Origin of the sequence: Streptomyces sp. IBSBF 2435 (assembly GCF_036815005.1) — a bacterium.
In the GTDB taxonomy this organism is placed as follows: Bacteria; Actinomycetota; Actinomycetes; order Streptomycetales; family Streptomycetaceae; genus Actinacidiphila.
On sequence record NZ_JAJSYW010000133.1, the window covers coordinates 1,808 to 19,520 of the forward strand.

At 74.0% G+C, this 17,713-nt stretch carries 16 protein-coding genes; 5 read left to right on the top strand and 11 right to left on the bottom strand.

Going from position 1 to position 17,713, the window contains the following annotated elements; translation table 11 throughout:
* On the bottom strand, positions 1–706 hold a 706-nt coding region (locus tag V7E46_RS23310), incomplete at its 3' end, for an MFS transporter (protein WP_333770243.1).
* A gap of 97 nt (positions 707–803) precedes the next feature.
* On the opposite strand from V7E46_RS23310, the gene V7E46_RS23315 reads away from it, so the two are divergent.
* Together V7E46_RS23315 and V7E46_RS23320 are read left to right on the top strand one after the other, a co-directional pair.
* Positions 804–2,132: an aminotransferase class I/II-fold pyridoxal phosphate-dependent enzyme gene (locus tag V7E46_RS23315; RefSeq protein ID WP_333770244.1), complete on the top strand. Its 1,329-nt coding sequence runs from the start codon at positions 804–806 to the stop codon at positions 2,130–2,132.
* 109 nt (positions 2,133–2,241) lie between these two features.
* Positions 2,242–3,642 (top strand): cellulose binding domain-containing protein, encoded by a 1,401-nt coding sequence (locus V7E46_RS23320; protein ID WP_333770245.1) that lies wholly within the window; start codon positions 2,242–2,244, stop codon positions 3,640–3,642.
* Positions 3,643–3,661: 19 nt separating this feature from the next.
* Here V7E46_RS23320 and V7E46_RS23325 read toward each other — a convergent pair whose 3' ends face one another.
* Positions 3,662–5,680 (bottom strand): acetoacetate--CoA ligase, encoded by a 2,019-nt coding sequence (locus V7E46_RS23325; RefSeq protein ID WP_333770246.1) that lies wholly within the window; start codon positions 5,678–5,680, stop codon positions 3,662–3,664.
* Positions 5,681–5,837: 157 nt separating this feature from the next.
* Between V7E46_RS23325 and V7E46_RS23330 the strand changes: the two genes are divergently transcribed.
* Entirely contained in the window at positions 5,838–8,231 is a 2,394-nt protein-coding gene (locus tag V7E46_RS23330) for a glycoside hydrolase family 31 protein (RefSeq protein ID WP_333770247.1), read from the top strand.
* Here the strand turns inward: V7E46_RS23330 and V7E46_RS23335 are convergent.
* Positions 8,198–8,749 (bottom strand): NUDIX domain-containing protein, encoded by a 552-nt coding sequence (locus tag V7E46_RS23335; RefSeq protein WP_333770248.1) that lies wholly within the window; start codon positions 8,747–8,749, stop codon positions 8,198–8,200. The genes V7E46_RS23330 and V7E46_RS23335 overlap by 34 nt on opposite strands.
* 109 nt (positions 8,750–8,858) lie before the next feature.
* On the opposite strand from V7E46_RS23335, the gene V7E46_RS23340 reads away from it, so the two are divergent.
* On the top strand, positions 8,859–9,677 hold the full coding sequence (locus tag V7E46_RS23340) for a M15 family metallopeptidase (RefSeq protein WP_333770249.1): 819 nt from the start codon (positions 8,859–8,861) through the stop codon (positions 9,675–9,677).
* On the opposite strand, the gene V7E46_RS23345 is transcribed toward V7E46_RS23340, so the two are convergent.
* From V7E46_RS23345 to V7E46_RS23360, 4 genes are read right to left on the bottom strand one after another with little or no spacing between them, the layout of a single operon-like run.
* Positions 9,602–10,948: an adenylosuccinate synthetase gene (locus V7E46_RS23345; protein WP_333770250.1), complete on the bottom strand. Its 1,347-nt coding sequence runs from the start codon at positions 10,946–10,948 to the stop codon at positions 9,602–9,604. The genes V7E46_RS23340 and V7E46_RS23345 overlap by 76 nt on opposite strands.
* A complete protein-coding gene (locus tag V7E46_RS23350) occupies positions 10,945–11,856 on the bottom strand; it encodes a hypothetical protein (RefSeq protein ID WP_333770251.1) in 912 nt (303 codons plus the stop codon). The genes V7E46_RS23345 and V7E46_RS23350 overlap by 4 nt, the downstream gene beginning before the upstream one ends.
* Positions 11,857–11,916: 60 nt before the next feature.
* Positions 11,917–12,978 (bottom strand): molecular chaperone DnaJ, encoded by a 1,062-nt coding sequence (locus V7E46_RS23355; RefSeq protein ID WP_333770252.1) that lies wholly within the window; start codon positions 12,976–12,978, stop codon positions 11,917–11,919.
* A complete protein-coding gene (locus tag V7E46_RS23360) occupies positions 12,975–13,856 on the bottom strand; it encodes an NUDIX hydrolase (protein WP_333770253.1) in 882 nt (293 codons plus the stop codon). Before V7E46_RS23360 ends, V7E46_RS23355 begins: the two co-directional genes overlap by 4 nt.
* 268 nt (positions 13,857–14,124) lie before the next feature.
* Between V7E46_RS23360 and glpK the strand changes: the two genes are divergently transcribed.
* Entirely contained in the window at positions 14,125–15,660 is a 1,536-nt protein-coding gene (gene glpK, locus V7E46_RS23365; RefSeq protein WP_333770254.1) for a glycerol kinase GlpK, read from the top strand.
* A gap of 86 nt (positions 15,661–15,746) precedes the next feature.
* Here the strand turns inward: glpK and V7E46_RS23370 are convergent, their stop codons facing one another.
* The 4 genes from V7E46_RS23370 to V7E46_RS23385 all read right to left on the bottom strand — a co-directional run bounded on the left by V7E46_RS23370 (position 15,747) and on the right by V7E46_RS23385 (position 17,667).
* Complete coding sequence (locus V7E46_RS23370) at positions 15,747–16,358, bottom strand: GTP-binding protein (RefSeq protein WP_329181349.1); 612 nt, start codon at positions 16,356–16,358, stop codon at positions 15,747–15,749.
* Between the two features lie 70 nt (positions 16,359–16,428).
* Positions 16,429–16,821, bottom strand: coding sequence for a DUF742 domain-containing protein (locus tag V7E46_RS23375; RefSeq protein WP_333770255.1), 393 nt, complete (start codon positions 16,819–16,821; stop codon positions 16,429–16,431).
* 34 nt (positions 16,822–16,855) lie between these two features.
* Positions 16,856–17,278, bottom strand: a complete 423-nt coding sequence (locus tag V7E46_RS23380) for a roadblock/LC7 domain-containing protein (RefSeq protein ID WP_333770256.1) — start codon at positions 17,276–17,278, stop codon at positions 16,856–16,858.
* A complete protein-coding gene (locus V7E46_RS23385; protein WP_333770257.1) occupies positions 17,275–17,667 on the bottom strand; it encodes a hypothetical protein in 393 nt (130 codons plus the stop codon). The genes V7E46_RS23380 and V7E46_RS23385 overlap by 4 nt, the downstream gene beginning before the upstream one ends.
* Positions 17,668–17,713: the final 46 nt, after the last annotated feature.

Consider the following 17,713-nt stretch of genomic DNA (forward strand, 5'->3'; position numbering starts at 1 on the left):
GGGCGGTGGCGGCCGGTGCGGCGGTGCCCGCGGAAGTGACCGTGCCCCCGCGAGCCGCGGTTCCAGCGGTGGTGACCGGGTCGCCGACCGCGACCGTCCTGGTCGCGGAGGGCGGTTCAGCGCAGCGGGCGACCAGCAGGGCGACGAGTACGAAGGACAGGCTGTCGCCGAGGAGCAGCAGCCGGTAGACGGTGGTGGTGCCCGCAGCCAGGGCGGCGGAGGCGGCGAGGCCGCCGATGGTGTAGCCGAGGTTGACCACCGTGCGCTGGACGGCCTGGTAGCGGGCGCGGTCCTGGCCGGCGACGCGGGCGGCGAAGAGCTTGGTGAGGACCGAGGCGGAGCGTTCGCCGAGGCTGCCGAGGGCGACCAGCGGCAGGAGTTGCCAGAAGCCGTGCGCGAACAGCAGCAGCAGGCCGGAGGCGGAGCGGACGACCTGGACCGCGAGCAGCACGCGGGTCAGCGGCAGCCGGTCGGCGAGGCGGCCCGCGACCGGCGCGCCCGCGATGCCCGCGACACCGCCGAGGCCGAGCAGGAGCCCGGTGCTCGCGGTGTCGAGACCCGCGACAACGACGAAGTAGAGGGCGGTGATCGAGAGCCACAGGCCGGAGCCGGTCTTGTCGACGAGGTTGATCCAGAGCATCCGCCGCCCGTCGGGGCCGCCCGGTATCTCCGGAATCCTCAGTGCCCGCTGCGCCCGTCGCATCATCGGTGCCCCCTGCACGGCCTCACGCCCTCGGCTCGGCGGTGGGGGTGCCGTTGCCGCGCACTTGCCACCACTTTTGTATTGGTACATAATTAACTCTGTGGCGACACAATATGCGATCCAGGGTGCGACGGCCAGGGAGATTTCTGCGTCGGCCGAACACGCGGTCACCGGCGGCCAGTTGCGGCCGGGCGAGGCGCTGCCGCCGGTGCGCGCCCTGGCCGACGCGCTCGGGGTGAGCCCGGGCACGGTGGCGACGGCGTACAAGGAGCTGCGGCGCCGCGGCATCGTGGTGACCAGGGGGCGGGGCGGCACGGAGGTGGCGCCCGCTCCCGCGGTGGCCTCGCGGCGTCCACCGCGTGTGCCGGAGGGGCTGCGGGACCTGGCGGGCGGACACCCCGATCCGGCGTTCCTGCCCGATCTGGTGCCGCCCGGGCGGCTGTCCCCCGGCACGCGTTCGCACCGGGCCTCGCCGCGGCTGGCGGAGCTGGAGGAGCTGTCCCGTGCGTGGTTCGCGCGGGACGGGGTGCCGGACGAGCGGGTGACCTTCGCGCACGGCGCGCTGGACTGCATCGCGCGGCTGCTGTCGGTGGAGCTGCGGCCGGGGGACGCGGTGGCGGTGGAGGACCCGGGCTTCCACCATCTGCTCGACCTCGTACCGGCGCTGGGGCTGCGGACGGTCGCGGTGCCGGTGGACGACGAGGGGCTGCGGCCCGAGGGCCTGCGGTCGGCGCTGCGGGCCGGGGCGCGGGCGGTGGTGCTGTGCCCGCGGGCGCAGAATCCTTACGGCTCGCGGATGTCGGCCGGTCGCAGGGCGGAGCTGCTCGCGGTGCTGGCCGGGGCGCCCGAGGCGCTGGTGGTGGAGGACGACCACAGCGCCGACACCGCGGGCGGCCCGCTGCACTCGCTGGTGACGGCGGGCGCGGACGGCCCGGCGCGCTGGGCGCACATCCGCACCGTCTCCAAGCACCTGGGCACCGACCTGCGCTGGACGGCGCTGGCCTGCGACGCGACCACGCTGGCCCGGCACGACGGGCGGCTGCTGCTGACCTCGGGCTGGATCAGCCATGTGCTCCAGGAGACGGTGGCGCGGCTGATGACCGATCCGGCGACCGGCGCACTGGTGGCCGGCGCGGCGACGGCGTACCAGGAGCGGCGCGAGGCGCTGATCGCGGCGCTCGCCGGGCACGGGATCGGGGCGCACGGGGTGAGCGGGCTCAACGTCTGGGTGCCGGTACGGGACGAGTCGGCGGTGGTCAACGGGCTGCGGTCGCACGGCTGGTGGGTGGCGGGCGGGGCCCGTTTCCGGATCGCCGCCGCGCCCGGGGTGCGGGTCACCACGACGGATCTGTCGGTACCGGACGCGGCGCGGCTGGCCGGTGACTTCGCGGAGGTGCTGGCCGAGTCGCTGAACCCGTACGGGGGTTGACTGGACGTCAGATACGGGCGGAGCGGGTGTCGGCACTCTTGACGGGGGTGGCGCGGGTCACGTATCCAGTGTCCGGGGGGCATTGGTACAGACCAAATGGGAGTCCGATATGCGAAGATCCCTTATCCTCCTCCTCGCGCTCTTCGGCACGCTCGCCCTCTTCCTCGTCCCGACCGCCTCGGCGGCGGGCGGGGCCGGTGCCACCTTCGCCAAGACCTCCGACTGGGGCAGCGGCTACCAGGCGCAGTACACGATCACCAACAGCGGTACGTCGACGCTCGGTTCGTGGAAGGTGGAGTTCGACCTGCCGGCCGGCAGCAGCGTCGGCAGCTACTGGGACGCGCTGCTCACCCAGAGCGGCACGCACTACACCTTCACCAACCGCGACTACAACGGCTCCGTCGCGCCCGGCGCCTCCGCGGCCTTCGGCTGGGTCGGCTCGGGCAGCGGCGTGCCCGCCAACTGCAAGCTGAACGGCGGCTCCTGCGACCCCGGCGGCAGCGCCGGCGGCACCTCCTCCGGTACGTCCGCCGGCACGACGAGCGGAACCAGTGCCGGGACCAGCGCGGGAACCACGACCGGGACCAGCACCGGCACGACGAGCGGCACCAGCGGCGGCGGCACTCCCCCTGCCGGCCCGATCCGCACCGCGCCCTACGTGGACATGGGTGCCTGGCCCACCCCCAGCCTCACCGCGATGTCCCAGGCGAGCGGGATCAAGAGCTTCACGCTGGCCTTCGTCACGTCGGCCGGCTGCAAGGCGAGCTGGTTCAACGCCTACGACCCGCGCCAGGCGTGGGCCAAGGACCAGATCGACGCCGTCAGGGCGGCCGGCGGCGATGTGAAGGTGTCCTTCGGCGGCGCCAGCGGTATCGAACTCGCCCAGGCCTGCAGCTCGGCGGACGCGCTCGCCGCCGAATACGCGGCCGTCGTGGACGCCTACCACCTCACCTACGCCGACTTCGACATCGAGGGATCAGCGGTCGCCGAGCCCGCGTCGATCGCGCTGCGCTCCCAGGCGCTGGCCAAGCTCCAGCAGACCCATCCGGGCCTGCGGATCTCGCTGACCCTGCCGGTGCTGCCCGAGGGCCTGACCGCGGACGGCCTCAACGTGGTCACCTCCGCCAAGAACGCCGGCGTCACCCTCGACCTGGTCAACCTGATGGCCATGGACTACTACCGCAGCGCCGACTACGGCGACGCGGCGGTCCAGGCGGCCACCAGCACCCAGGCCCAGCTCAAGTCGCTCTTCCCGGCCAAGACCGACGCCCAGCTGTGGGCGATGCTCGGGGTGACGCCGATGCTCGGCCAGAACGACGACGGGCACGTCTACGACCAGGCCGACGCCCGCCAGCTGGTCTCCTTCGCGCAGGGCAAGCACCTGGGCCTGCTGTCGTTCTGGGAGGAGGGGCGGGACGCCAACGCCTGCAACGGCGCACTGTACAAGTGCACCAACATCGCACAGGCACCGTACGACTTCTCGAAGATCTTCGCGGGCTACAACGGCTGACCCTCCCGCGGGAGTGCTTCTACGGGCGGCCGGCCGCGCGTTCGGCGCCCAGCCGCTCGTAGAAGCGCAGCACATCGAGGTCGTCCACGGAGCCGGGGTTGACGGCCTTGTCCAGCGCGGCGCCCTGGAGCAACCGCTTGACCGGGACCTCGATGCGCTTGCCGGTCAGGGTGTGCGGGACACCGGGCACCGCGATGATCTCGTCGGGCACATGGCGCGGCGACAGCTCGGCGCGGATCGCGGCGGCGACCCGGTCGCGCAGCGCGTCGTCCAAGTCCGCGCCGTCCGCGAGCCGTACGAACAGCGGCATCCAGTAGCCCCCGTCCGGCTCCTCGATGCCGATGACCAGGGACTCGCGGATCTCCGGGAGGCGTTCGACGACCTCGTAGATGTCGGCCGAACCCATCCGGACGCCCTGCCGGTTGAGCGTGGAGTCGGAGCGGCCGTGGATGACCACGGTGCCGCGCGAGGTCAGCGTGATCCAGTCGCCGTGCCGCCACACTCCGGGGAACATCTCGAAGTAGCTGTCGCGGTAGCGGGTGCCGTCCGGGTCGTTCCAGAAGCGCACCGGCATCGACGGCATGGGATTGGCGACGACCATCTCGCCGACCTCGTCGACGACCGGGCGGCCTTGCGCGTCCCAGGCCTGGAGGTCGGTGCCGAGGCAGGCGGCCTGCAGCTCGCCGACGTGGACGGGAAGTGTCGGCACTCCGCCGGCGAAGCAGCTGCAGACGTCGGTGCCGCCGCTGACCGAGGCGATCCACAGGTCGGCGGCGACCTCGTCGTGCAGCCAGCGGAAGCCGTCGGGCGGCAGCGGCGAGCCGGTGGTGGCGACACAGCTGACCCGAGACAGGTCGAAGTCCCGCCCGGGGTGCACGTCGGCCTTGCGGCAGGCGATGACGTAGGCGGCGGAGGTGCCGAAGACGGTGGTGCCGGTCTGCTCGGCCACCCGCCACTGCGCCTCGATCGCCGGATGGCCGGGGCTGCCGTCGTAGAGGACCACGGTGGCGCCGACCAGCAGCCCGGACACCAGGAAATTCCACATCATCCAGCCGGTGGAGGTGTACCAGAAGAAGCGGTCGTCGGGGCCGAGGTCGAGGTGCAGGCCGGTCTGCTTGAGGTGTTCGAGCAGGATGCCGCCCTGGGACTGGACGATCGCCTTGGGCAGCCCTGTGGTGCCCGACGAGTACAGCACCCACAGCGGGTGGTCGAACGGCACCTGCTCATAGGCGGGTTGCGGATCGTCGGCGACCAGATCGCGCCATTCGAGGGCGCCTTCAGGTGCCGGGGTGCCCAGCAGCGGGATGTGCACGGTCGCGCGCAGCGACGGCAGTGCGGCCCGGGTCTCGGCGACGACGCCGGTCCTGTGGTGCTCCTTGCCGCCGTAGCGGTAGCCGTCGACGGTGAACAGCACCACGGGCTCGACCTGCTGGAAGCGGTCCAGGACGCTGCGGGCGCCGAAGTCGGGTGCGCAGGAGGTCCACACACCGCCCACCGCGGCGGTGGCGAGCAGCGCGACCGCGGCCTGCGGGATGTTGGGCAGATAGCCGCTGACCCGGTCGCCAGGGGTGACGCCGAGCCGGCGGAGCGCCGCGGCGAGCGAGGCGACCTGCCGGGACAGCTCGGCCCAGCTCAGGATGCCGGTCTCCATGCGCTCGTCGACGTACAGCACGGCGGGCAGCCCGGCGCGGGCGGTGTCCAGGGCGGGCCGCAGCGCGTGCTCGGCGTAGTTGACGGTCGCACCGGGGAACCAGCGGGCGCCGGGCATCGAGTCGTCGGCCAGGACGGCGTCGTAGGGGGCACCGAAGCGTACGTCGTACCACTCGGTGAGCGCCTGCCAGAAGGCCGCCGTCTCGCGCACCGACCAGGCGTGCAGTGCCGCGTAACCGGCCCGCGGGTCGTCGGGCAGGACGGCGGGGGCGCCGAAGCGCTCGTGCGCCCAGCGCTGGAAACGGGTCACCGAAGCGCGGGCGACGCGTTCGGGTCCCGGTGTCCACAGGGCTTCCGGCACGAGGTCGGCTTCGGGCTTGCTGGTCATGGGGCGGCTCCAGGACGGTCCACGGCACGGCTGGTCAGGACGATGCCATGCGATCGTCCGGCGCGCCAGGGCGGGTCGCGGACCGCGGGTCGCACCCGAAGGTGAACACCGGCTGAACGTGCGGCGCGGCAGGCCCGGGCAGTGGAAAGGTGGGGGCATGGATGCTCGGGACCTGCTGCGGTCGCTACGGATGGCGGGTTCCGCCCAGGGACGGCGTACGGCCAGATCCGCCTGGCGGCGCCGGCGCACCGACGCCAGGGACCTGCCGGGGCACCGCGCGGAGCGGGCCAGGGTGCCGGGGGCGGCGGTGGCGGCCGAACCGGCGCCGGGCGGCGGCACGATCCGCTTCGCCCGGTCGGTGCTCCAGGTGCGGGTCGGGGTCGGCGGCGCGGTCTTCTGCGGCTGGGACGGTGCGCAGCCCGAGCCGTCGTACGCGGTCGCGGCCACCCCGAAGTGGGGCTCGCCGCGGGAGCGGGCGGCCGGCGGGTGCCCCGAGGCGGACCCGCGGGCGCTACTCGAACCCGATCCGGACGGCTGGCGGGTGGTGTCGGAGCGGGTGACGGTGCGGGTCTCCCGGCACGGCGCGGTGGAGATCCGCACCCCGGGCGGGAGGCTGCTGCGCCGCGAACTGCCGCCGCGCTGGTGGGACCCGGTGGGCGCGGAGCAGGGCCGGGGCGGGGCGCGCTGGGTGCAGCGCTCGGAGACACCGGCCGACGCCCGGGTCTACGGCCTGGGCGGCCGGGCGGCGGGACCTCGGCTGGCGGCGGGCTCCTACCGGCTGTGGAACACCGACCCCGGCGGCTCCTTCGAGCCGGGCGACGACCCGCTGTACATCACTATGCCGGTCCAGCTGGTGGTCGCCGACGCGGGCTGCCACCTGGTCTTCCACGACAACTCCTGGGACGGCCGGGTCACCTTGCGGGACGGCGAGGAGGGCGCGGGCTCGGGCCACGACCGGGAAGGCGGCTGCGAACTGCGGATGGACGGCGGCCCGCTGCGCTACTGGGTGATCACCGGGACGCCCTCGCGCGTCCTGGCCGGCTGGACTGCGCTGACCGGGCGGCCCGCGGTGCCGCCGCGCTGGGCGCTGGGCTACCACCACTCGCGGTGGGGCTTCGGCAGCGAGCGGGAGGTGCGCAGGGTCGTCGACGGCTACCGCGAGCGCGGGCTGCCGCTGTCGGTGCTGCACCTGGACATCGACCACTTCGACGGCCACCGGATCTTCACCGCCGACCCGGAGCGCTTCCCCGACCTGCCGGGTCTCGCCCGCGACGTGGCCGCGCAGGGGGTGCGCCTGGTGTCGATCGTGGACCCGGCGGTGAAGGCCGAGCCGGGGCTGGCGGTCTACGACGGGGGCCGGGCGGTGGACGCGTTCGTACGGGACGCGCGCGGCCGGGAGGTCAGGGGCGTGGTGTGGCCGGGCGACGCGGTCTTCCCCGACTTCACCGACCCCCGGGTGCGCGCGTGGTGGGGCGGCCTGTACGCCGAGCGGCTCGCGCAGGGCTTCGCCGGGGTGTGGCACGACATGAACGAGCCGGTGTCCTTCGCCGCTTTCGGCGACGCCACCTTGCCGCGTTCGGCCCGGCACGCGCTGGAGGGCCGCGGCGGCGACCACCGCGAGGCGCACAACGTCTACGCACTGGCGATGGCCCGCGCCGGATACGACGGGCTGTGCGAACTGCGCCCGGAGCAGCGCCCCTTCCTCTTCTCCCGGTCGGGCTGGGCGGGCATGCAGCGCTACGGCGGCACCTGGTCGGGCGATGTGGCGACCGGCTGGGCGGGGCTGCGCGCGTCGCTGGCGCTGGTGCTGGGGCTCGGCCTGTGCGGGGTGCCGTACTCGGGTCCCGACGTGGGCGGTTTCACCGGGTCGCCGTCGCCCGAGCTGTATCTGCGCTGGTTCCAGCTGGGCGCGTATCTGCCGTTCTTCCGTACGCATTCGGCGATCGACGCGGGGCACCGCGAGCCGTGGGAGTTCGGGCCCGAGGTGCTGGCGCACGCCGGGGCCGCGCTGGCGGGCCGGGGCAGGCTGCTGCCGTACCTGGACACCCTGGCGCATGTCGCGCACCGCACCGGGTCGCCGTACGTGCGCCCGCTGTGGTGGAATTCGCCCGGCGACCGGACGCTGCGGGACTGCGGTGACGCCTTCCTGCTGGGTGACTCGCTGCTGGTCGCGCCGGTGCTCGAAGCGGGCGCCAGGACCCGGTCGGTACGGCTGCCGCGCGGGCTCTGGTACGACACCGCGACCGGTGAGCCGCACCGCGGGCGCGCGCAGGTGCTGCTCGACGCGCCGCTGGGCCGCATCCCGGTGCTGGCGCGCGCGGGCGCGGTGCTGCCGGTGGCGGGCGCGGACGGCAGGACGGAGCTGGAGGTGTGGGCGCCGCGGCAGGGGAGGACCGGCGGCGGGGTGGTCTTCACCGGCGACCCCGAGGGGTGGGCCAAACCGCGGATGGAGCGCTTCGTGTCGCGGTGGGCGGACGGCGCGGTGGTCGTCGAGCGGGACGGCGGGGCGGCGCCCGCCTACACCGTACGGGTGCGCGGCGCCGGTTCGTAACCGCCGGCGAACCAGCGCCCCGCCGCCAGGGTGTGCAGCGGGAAGCCCAGTTCCTGCGGGGCAAACAGCAGTTGGTGGCCCTCGGTCTCGTCCGTCGCTGCGGACGGCGGCAGTTCGCCGGCGTCGCGCTCCGGCAGCAGCCCGAACAGCAGCAGATAGCCGCCGGCCTCGTCGGTGAGGGCGTCGGCGAGTACGACGTCGGAGTCGGCGGCGGTGATGCCGGTCTCCTCTGCCAGTTCGCGGGTCACCGCGTGCTGCCAGCTCTCGCCGTGGTCGATGAAGCCGCCGGGCAGCGCCAGCAGGCCGCGGCTGGGCTCGATGGTGCGGCGGATGACGACCAGGCCGGTACCCCGCGGACCGCGGACCGGCAGCAGGGCGACGGCGACCGGCGAGGGATTGCGGTAGGCGAAAGTGCCGCAGCCCGGGCAGCGGCGCGGCCAGCCGGCGTCAGCCGGGTAGCGCGTACCGCACGAGGCACAGTGGGAGTTCTTCACCGGGTGCGTCACCGCGGGCTCCATCGGGGGCTCCGTCGAAGGCGTCGTCGGGGGTTCTGGCACGGCAGCGGACACGCCCGGACTGTATCCGATCACCTGTCGCGGCACGCCCGGGACCTGATAGGCCAGGGGGATGCCGAAACTCACTTCTCTCCTGCGGGCACTCGCCGTGCCTCTCGTCACACTGGTCGCGGTCGCCGCGGGCGGTCCGGCCCAGGCGCGTTCCGGGCATCCGGGGCATCAGGAGCCCACGGTGCCCGCGCAGTTCGTCGCGCTGCGGGACGTGGACCCGACGATCATCCAGGAAATGCGGTACTACACCCCGCACAACTTCACCGGCGCGCCGGTCGACGGCTACCGCGCACCGATGTGCATCCTGACCAGGGCTGCGGCCGAGGGCCTGCACCGGGCACAGGTGCGGCTGCTGCGCAGCGGCCACTCCCTCAAGGTCTACGACTGCTATCGGCCGCAGCGCGCCGTCGACACCTTCGTCACCTGGGCGGAGGACCTCGGCGACACCAGGATGAAGGCGGAGTTCTACCCGCAGGTCGACAAGACCCGCTTGTTCGCGTACGGTTACATCGCCGCGAAATCCGGGCACAGCCGCGGCAGCACCGTGGACCTGACGATCGTCCCGCTGCCGGCCAGGCCCACCCGCCCCTACCGTCCCGGTGAGCCGCTGGCGCCGTGCTACGGCCCGAAGGACCAGCGCTTCCCCGACAACTCCCTGGACATGGGCACCGGCTTCGACTGCTTCGACACCCTCGCCCACACCCTCGACCCGCGGGTCCAGGGCGTCCAGCACGCCAACCGGATGCTGCTCATGAACGCCCTGGACGCGCAGGGCTTCACCAACCTCCCCGAGGAGTGGTGGCACTACACGCTCACTGCCGAACCCTTCCCCGGCACGTATTTCGACTTCCCCGTGGACCGCGGGTCCCTGAGGCGCTGACGGGCGGGTCCCGAGGACTCCAGCATCACCGGCGCCCCGAGCAGTGCCCCGATCGCCGCGCTCCAGCGGCGCGGGTCGCGGCCCGGGGTGTCCCACACGGCGGGCGACGCGCGCAGCATCCGCCCGGTCAGCTCCGCCTGCCGCGCCAGGTCGCCGGGCGGCCCGGCCGGGAGGCGTTCGACCAGGGCGCCGTCGAGGCCGTAGGCGCGGCAGATCCGCAGCGAACGGCACCGGCGGGGCGCGTCGAGGTGGGTGACGGCCAGGGCGTCCACTCCCCCGCAGACCTCGGCCGCGTAGGTGTGCGCGACCGCGTCGAAGTGGCCGACGCGGAAGGCGCCCTGCCAGCGGCCGTGGCCGTTGTGCGGTTCCGGCAGCAGCGCGTTCAGCTCGGGGTCCTCGGTGACCAGCGGCCCGGGCCCGTGCCGGGTGGTGTACGTGCGCACCACCCCCAGCCGCAGCCCCTCGCCCGCCGCGCCCGCCTCGGTCAGCAGCGTCTCGGCATTGCCGAAGGTGGTGGTCGACCAGGTGGTGTACGGGTGGAAGCCGTGCCATTCGTCCAGCAGGACGCCCTGGGCGCCCTCGAAGACCAGCGGCCCCCGCGCGGCCAGTTGGCGCAGCCGGGTCCCGTCGGTGAGCCGGACGGCGCGGGCGAAGGCGGTGTACGCCTCGGCGCACGCCTCCACCGGCGGTGCGGGCAGCGGGCCGAGTTCGTCGGTGAGCCGGTCCCGCAGCAGCCGCAGCCGGCGCAGCAGACGGGGGCGTGACGCGCAGTCGCCCGCGGTCGGCGCGTCGTCCCGGTGGGCCAGCGCGTAACGGGCGGTCTCCCCGACCCCCATCCCGCACGAGCCGTGCCGGCCCTCGCCCCTGGCCTGCTCGCGCAGGCGGTTGGCGGCCGCGTGGTAGGGCGTGGTGAGCGGGGCTTCCCGGTCGACGCCGAGCAGCGCGTACGGGTCGGGGACGCCGAGCGCGCGCAGGTGGTCGGCCTCGGCGGCCAGCGCGAGCGGGTCCACCGCGGTGAAGCGGGACAGCTGGGTGGGCACCCCGCGCAGGGTGCCCGAGCCGAACTGGGCGAAGGTGTGGTGCCGGCCGTCGGAGGTGACGACGTTGTGGGCGGCCTGGGCGCCGCCGTTGAAGCGGACGACGGCGGCGACCCCGCCGCCCTGGCAGAGCCGGTCGACGGTGGCGCCTTTGCCCGCGTCGCCGAAGCCGAGGTCCACGACGAGGGTGTGCCGGCGTACCGGCCCTGCCGGGGCCGGGGTCACGTCCGTCACCGGCCCGACAGCGCCCGCGCGACCGAGTCGACCGCGGTGGAGCCGACGTCGGCCAGGTCGGCCAGGCCGGTGGCGAGGTCGATGGCCTCCTCGCCCAGGCCGACGGTCAGCGCGATGGTCTCGCAGACCGCGTCGAGGTCGTCCAGTTCGATGACGTTCTGGCCCAGCAGGCGGCGCCACAGGGTGAGGACTTCGGAGTCTCCCGCGTGGGAGGCGCCGGCCGGGAGGATGTAGTGGACGTGGAATCTGCGCTTCAGCTCGGCGAGGATGTCCTGGACGGGGATGTCGTGCGGGATCGTCTCACCGAGGACGGCGCGCACTTCGCGGGCCTTGACCTTGCCGTAGGGCATCTCGTCGCCGATGAGGAAGAGGTAGCCGCGCCGACCGCGCTTGTCGTGGCAGTCCAGCGCGGTGTGCCGGGCCATGGCGTAGAGCGCGAGTTCGTACGACTCGGTCATCTGGCCGCCGCCCCCGCCCTCCAGCAGGATGTTGCCGAGGTCGTCGTCCATCCGGTTGTCGGACTCGAACTGGCCGAGCTGGAGCGGGACCTGGTCGCAGGTGGCGTCGCCGACCGCGCCGAAGAGTATCTGCGGGTCCTGGACGTAGCCCTTGCGCAGCAGCAGGCCGAACAGCCCGGGCAGTTTGGTCTGCAGGGTGCGCGGGACGCCGCCCATGGAGCCGGTGACGTCGAAGAGGACGGAGATGGCCAGCGAGTTGGGGTGCTCGACGGAGTCGCGGCTCTCGCGGACGGTCAGGCCGTGCGGGTCGAGCGACTGGTGCGCGCGCCAGGTGTTCCTGGGTGCGCTGTGCCTGACGTGGTCGCTGTAGGCGAAGGCGCCGGTGCCGGAGGCGGCTCGGTAGCGCTCGGCGGCGTCGTAGACGTTGGTGGACCAGCTTCCGCTGCCCATGGTGTGTCCCCCTTGCGGTGTGGTGCGGTGTGCGGTGCGATGTGCGGTGGTGCGGGCCGGTCACGCGGGACGCGCGGCCGGCATCGTGAACGGCCGAAAGGTGCGCGGGCCGTACAGCCTTTCCAGCAGGTCGTCCAGTTCGGCGAGCAGCCGCCAGGCGTCCTGCGGGCGCCGGTGCTGCTCGGGCAGGGTGCAGCCGCGCAGGAAGGCGCGCAGCGGTGCCGGTGCGAGGTCGCCGATCAGCCCGCCGACGCACAGCGACGCCAGGTGGATGTCGGTGGCCGGGGTCGCCGGCAGGTGCGCCGCGGCCTCCGGCGGATAGCTGCCGGCGTGCTGGGACAGCAGGACGGGGAGGTCGGTGCCGGTCGCCGTGGCATAGCACCAGTCGACCAGGACCAGGCCGTGCATCTCCGGGTGGATCAGGACGTGTTCGGGGAAGACCGCGCCGTGGATCAGCCGGGCGCGGTGCGCCCAGCCCAGCGCGGTCAGCAGGCGCCGCCACATCCAGGCGGCGTCCCGCGGGTCGAGTCCGCCGGGGTGGGCCGCGGCGACCTCGGCGAGGGTGTGGAATCCGGGGAGCGCGGCGAGGGCGTTCACCACGTGCTCGGTGCCGTCGTCGTGCCGCTGCCGGAAGCTCTCGATCAAGGTCGGCGCGTAGGCGCGGTGGCGTGCCTCGCCGACCGTGCGCAGCCGGGTCAGGACGTCGGCCTCGTGCTCCATCAGGTCGTTGTCCCGCGGTTTGCGGGGGATCTTGAGTACGGCCGCGCGGCGGTCGCCGTCGTGGTCGTAGCGGGCGGTGCGCAGGGTGGCGAGGTCGCCGTCGGCGAGCACCGGGCCGAGGAGGTAGGTGTGGCGCGGGCCGGCGATGGTCCGCCGGGCGTGCCAGGCGGCGGCGAGGCGGGCGAAGGCCGCGGCGGCCCGGTCGGTGCGGCCGACCGGAGCGGTGTCGGGGTGCAGCAGCAGGGCGAGGCGGCGGTAGTGCCGGGCGGCCTCGCGCGGGTCTGCGGGGAAGCCGTCGGCCAGGGCTGCGAGGGCGGCGTCGAAGTCGGCGGAGCGGACACGGGCGGCGGCTGGACCTGGCCCGGCGGCAGCGGTGGCGGGGCGGGGCCCGGCGGCGGTCATCGCACCCCCGCCTCGCGGTCGGGGCGCAGCAGCGCCGGGTGCAGCAGCCGGGCGTCGCCTGCCCGGTAGAGGCGGGCGCGCGGTCCGCCGCGGCTGCCGGGCCGGGAGTCGGTCTCTCCGGTGGACTCCACGAAGCCGGGCACGGACAGCACCTTGCGGTGGAAATTCCCGGCGTGCAGCGGCGCGCCCCACACCGTCTCGTAGACCGCCCGCAGTTCGGTGATCGTGAAGGTCTCGCCGAGGAAGGCGGTGGCCAGCGGGGTGTACTCGATCTTCGCCCTGGCCCGCTCCAGACCGTCGGCGAGGATGCGCCCGTGGTCGAAGGCGAGCCCTCCGGCGTCGTCGGGACCGGGCCGGCGGCCGGTACCACCCCCGTAGGTTCCGGACCGCCGACCCTGCTCGAAGGGACGCGGACCTGCCGCGTCCGGTTGCCCCCGCGGTGATATTGCTTCGACCGGCAGCCAGCCCGCTCCCGCCGCGTCGCCGCCCGGCTGCGCGTCCGGCAGTCCGGGGGCGAAGGCGAGGTAGGCGACCGAGACCACGTGCATCCGCGGGTCGCGCCGCGGGCTGCCGTAGGACCCGAGCTGTTCCAGGTGGACCCGGCCGAGCGCGGCGGCGTCCAGACCGGTCTCCTCGGCCAGCTCGCGGGCCGCGGCCTCGTCGAGCGATTCGCGGCCGGCCCGCACGAAGCCGCCGGGCAGGGCCCAGCGGCCGGCGAAGGGCGGCCCGCCGCGCTGCACGGCGAGCACCTCCAGCAGGCCCGCGCGCAGCGTCAGCGCCACCACGTCCACGGTGACGGCGATCGGGTCGAAGGCACGCGGATCGTAGCCGGCCAGGAAGTCCCGTTCCTCCGGTGTGCCGCCGTCCGGATCCGTCATGACCGCCACTCCCCTCCGCCGTCGCCCCTGCGGTTTATATTCTCACTATGAGTCTTTCTCGGTGCGAGAAGAACGTACCACGGTCCTGCGGCGGTGTCCACGACGGACCGGGAGGATTCCGCGGCGCGGGACCGCTTGACGCTCCGTCACCTCGGGGGAACACTTCCGGCATCGCGATGCCGCCCGGTGGGAGGGCGTCGCGCACACCGCGTGTCCGCGCGTGCCCATTCCCGACACGGTCGTCACCGACCGGGCAAGGGAGCGTGACATGAGCCAGACCGTCCCGACCTATGTAGCCGCGATCGACCAGGGCACCACCTCCACCCGCTGCCTGATCTTCGACGCGGCGGGCCGGGTCGTCGCGTCCGACCGGCGCGAGCACCGGCAGATCCTGCCCAGGCCCGGCTGGATCGAGCAGGACGCCACCGAGATCTGGGCGAAGGTCCAGGCCGTAACGTCGGGCGCGCTGGCGGGGGCCGGGCTGCGCCCTGAGCAGCTGACTGCGCTCGGCATCGCCAACCAGCGCGAGACGGTGGTGCTGTGGGACCGTTCCACCGGCCGCCCGGTGCACAACGCCGTGGTGTGGCAGGACACCCGCACCGCCGCGCTGTGCACGGAACTCGGCGGCGGCTACGGGCAGGACCGCTTCCGCGACACCACGGGGCTGCCGCTGGCCCCCTACTTCTCGGGCCCGAAGATCGCCTGGCTGCTCGACCAAGTGCCGGGGCTGCGGTACCGGGCCGAGCGCGGCGAGATCGCCTTCGGCACCATCGACTCCTGGCTGGTCTGGAACCTCACCGGCGGCACCGCGGGCGGTGTCCACATCACCGACGTCAGCAACGCCTCACGCACCCTGCTGATGGACCTGCACACCCTGGACTGGGACCCGGCGATCCTGGCCGCGATGGACATCCCCGAGGCCGTCCTGCCGCGGATCCGCCCCTCGGCCGAGGTCTACGGCACGGCCACCGGCCGGCTCGCGGGCGTACCGGTGGCCGCCGCGCTCGGCGACCAGCAGGCCGCGCTGTTCGGGCAGACCTGCTTCGACCTCGGCGAGGCCAAGAACACCTACGGACCCGGGAGTTTCCTGCTGCTCAACACCGGAAGCCGCCCGGTGCCGTCCGCCAGCGGCCTGCTCACCACGGTCGGCCACCAGCTGGCGGGCGAACGGCCCGTGTACTGCCTGGAAGGCTCGATCGCGATCACCGGGGCGCTGGTGGAGTGGCTGCGCGACCGGCTCGGCATCATCCGCTCCGTCGGGGAGATCGAACCGCTGGCCGCGAGCGTCCCGGACAACGGCGGCGCCTACGTCGTACCCGCCTTCTCCGGTCTTTTCGCGCCCTACTGGCGGTCCGACGCGCGCGGGGTGGTCACCGGCCTGACCGCGTACGTCACCAAGGCGCATCTGGCCAGGGCGGTCCTGGAGGCGACCAGCTGGCAGACCCGCGAGGTGGTCGACGCGATGCAGCGCGACTCCGGGGTACGGATCGGCGCGCTGCGGGTGGACGGCGGCATGACTGTCAACGGGCTGCTGATGCAGCACCAGGCCGACGTGCTGGGTGTGCCGGTGATCCGGCCGGTGGTCGCCGAGACCACGAGCCTGGGCGCCGCCTACGCGGCCGGGCTCGCCACCGGCGTGTGGGACGGACCCGACGAGCTCAGGGCGCACTGGCGGGAGGACACCCGCTGGAGTCCGGCGATGACCGGGGCGGTGCGCGCCCGCGAATACCGGCGCTGGAAGAAGGCGGTGGAGCGCAGCTTCGGGTGGCTCGACGACGACGAGCGGGCGGTGCCGGTGGGCTGACGCCCGGGCCGGCACGGGTCGGCCGGCGGCGGGAGTCGGCGGGCGGCGCGGCTCAGGCGGCGGCGGGAGTCGGCGGGCGGCGCGGCTTAGGTGGCGGCGGGGGTGCGGCGGCCGGCCGCCGTCGCCGCCGCGTGCTCGACCACCGTGATCAGCACCTGCTTGGCCGACTCGCGCTCCCGCGCGTCGCACAGCACCACCGGCACCGCGGGATCGAGGTCCAGCGCGTCGGTGACGACGTCGGGCTCGTGCAGGGTGGCGCCGTCGAAGCAGTTCACCGCGACCGTGAAGGGGATGCCGCGCCGCTCGAAGTAGTCGACCGCGGCGAAGCAGTCCTCGAGCCGCCGGGTGTCGGCGAGCACCACCGCGCCCAGCGCGCCCTGCGCCAGCTCGTCCCACAGGAACCAGAACCGGTCCTGGCCCGGCGTGCCGAACAGGTAGAGCACCAGGTTCTCGCGCAGCGTGATCCTGCCGAAGTCCATGGCCACCGTGGTGGTGTTCTTGGACTCGATGCCCGCGAGGTCGTCCACCGGGCGGCCCGCCTCGCTCAGCGCCTCCTCTGTCCGCAGCGGCCTGATCTCGCTGACCGCGCCGACCAGGGTCGTCTTGCCGACCCCGAAGCCGCCGGCCACCAGCAGCTTGAGCGCGACCGGCTCCGCGGCGGACGGCTGACGGCTGCGCTCGGCTTCGGCGATGGCCATGATTCTTCAACTTCCCTGCGACGGTCGGGACTTGGGGTGTGCGTGGGACGCAAGAGCAGCCTAGCGGGCGTTACAGTGCCCGCAGACCGTTGATGACCTCGCGCAGGATGCTCTCGTCCGGCAGCTCGGCCGGCGGCACCGGCTGGCGGACCGTGACGTGCCCGGCCTCCAGCAGATCGCCGATGAGTACCCGGACGACGCCTATCGGCAGATCGAGGTCGGCGGCCAGTTCGGCCACCGACACCGCCTGCGCCAGGCAGCGCTCGACGATGTCCAGGTGCTCGGGCGACAGAGTGCGGTCGTCGTCCAGACCCGCGTCGGCGTCGTCGGACCGTGCGACCACCAGGGCGATCAGGTCGAGCTTCGCCTCGGCCGCGTGAGTCGTGCGCCCGCGGGTCATCGCGTAGGGCCGCACCACCGGCCCCGCCGCGTCGTCGTACCAGCGGTCCGATTCAGACGTCATGTCACCCTGTCACCCCAACTCCGTTCGCCGGCCGTCAGCCGCTCAGTGCGGTACCGCCGCTGTGCCGCGGTGCGGTGGCCAGATGGACCCCCACCCGCTTGACCAGCAGCGCCATCTCGTACGCCACCTGTCCGACGTCGGAGTCCGCGTCGGCCAGCACCGCGAGGCAGCTGCCGTCGCCCGCCGCCGTGACGAAGAGGAACGCGTCGTCCAGTTCGACGATGGTCTGCCGGACCCGGCCGGCGTCGAAGTGCCGGCCGACGCCCTTGGCCAGGCTGTGGAAGCCGGAGGCGACCGCCGCCAGATGCTCCGAGTCCTCCCGCGTCAGACCCGCGGACGCCCCCCTGGCCAGGCCGTCCCCGGAGAGCACCATGGCCTTGCGGACATTGGCGACCCGTTCGACCAGGTCGTCCAGGAGCCAGCTCAGCTCGCGTGTCGGGCTCGGTGCTGCGGTCATCGACCGTTCTCCTCAGGTGTCGTTCGCTGCGCTGTCGTCGATGGGTCGTCGCCGGGGGCCGCCGCGCCGTCCGGCTCGGCCTCCGCTGCTTCGCGGCCGCGCTGCCAGCCGCGCTGGATCGCCGACATCCGGTCGCGTACCTCGTCGGCGGACCGCTCCCGGCCGCCGCCGCGTTCCGCGTCGGCGTTGCCTTGCCGCGCCGTGCCGGCCCGCAGCTGCGGCGCCAGGCTGGCCTGCCTGACCCGCCGGGGCAGCACGACACCGGTGTCCTTGCCGCCCTCGGACGGCTCGGGCGCCGCGGGCGGCGTCTCCTTGCGGGGGCGGGGCAGCGACGGTATGGCCGCCACCGGCTGCGGGGGCTGCTGGGCGGGGGCCGCGCCGGGCGCCACTCACGGCCCCGGCCCGGGCCGCGCGGTCAGAACAGCACCCTGGCCA

Coding starts and splice junctions, on each gene's coding strand:
- V7E46_RS23320 (WP_333770245.1), top strand. CDS start 2,242: ATGCGAAGATCCCTTATCCTCCTCCTCGCGCTCTTCGGCACGCTCGCC.
- V7E46_RS23325 (WP_333770246.1), bottom strand. CDS start 5,680: ATGACCAGCAAGCCCGAAGCCGACCTCGTGCCGGAAGCCCTGTGGACA.
- V7E46_RS23330 (WP_333770247.1), top strand. CDS start 5,838: ATGGATGCTCGGGACCTGCTGCGGTCGCTACGGATGGCGGGTTCCGCC.
- V7E46_RS23335 (WP_333770248.1), bottom strand. CDS start 8,749: ATGGAGCCCGCGGTGACGCACCCGGTGAAGAACTCCCACTGTGCCTCG.
- V7E46_RS23340 (WP_333770249.1), top strand. CDS start 8,859: ATGCCGAAACTCACTTCTCTCCTGCGGGCACTCGCCGTGCCTCTCGTC.
- V7E46_RS23350 (WP_333770251.1), bottom strand. CDS start 11,856: ATGGGCAGCGGAAGCTGGTCCACCAACGTCTACGACGCCGCCGAGCGC.
- V7E46_RS23355 (WP_333770252.1), bottom strand. CDS start 12,978: ATGACCGCCGCCGGGCCCCGCCCCGCCACCGCTGCCGCCGGGCCAGGT.
- V7E46_RS23360 (WP_333770253.1), bottom strand. CDS start 13,856: ATGACGGATCCGGACGGCGGCACACCGGAGGAACGGGACTTCCTGGCC.
- glpK (WP_333770254.1), top strand. CDS start 14,125: ATGAGCCAGACCGTCCCGACCTATGTAGCCGCGATCGACCAGGGCACC.
- V7E46_RS23370 (WP_329181349.1), bottom strand. CDS start 16,358: ATGGCCATCGCCGAAGCCGAGCGCAGCCGTCAGCCGTCCGCCGCGGAG.
- V7E46_RS23375 (WP_333770255.1), bottom strand. CDS start 16,821: ATGACGTCTGAATCGGACCGCTGGTACGACGACGCGGCGGGGCCGGTG.
- V7E46_RS23380 (WP_333770256.1), bottom strand. CDS start 17,278: ATGACCGCAGCACCGAGCCCGACACGCGAGCTGAGCTGGCTCCTGGAC.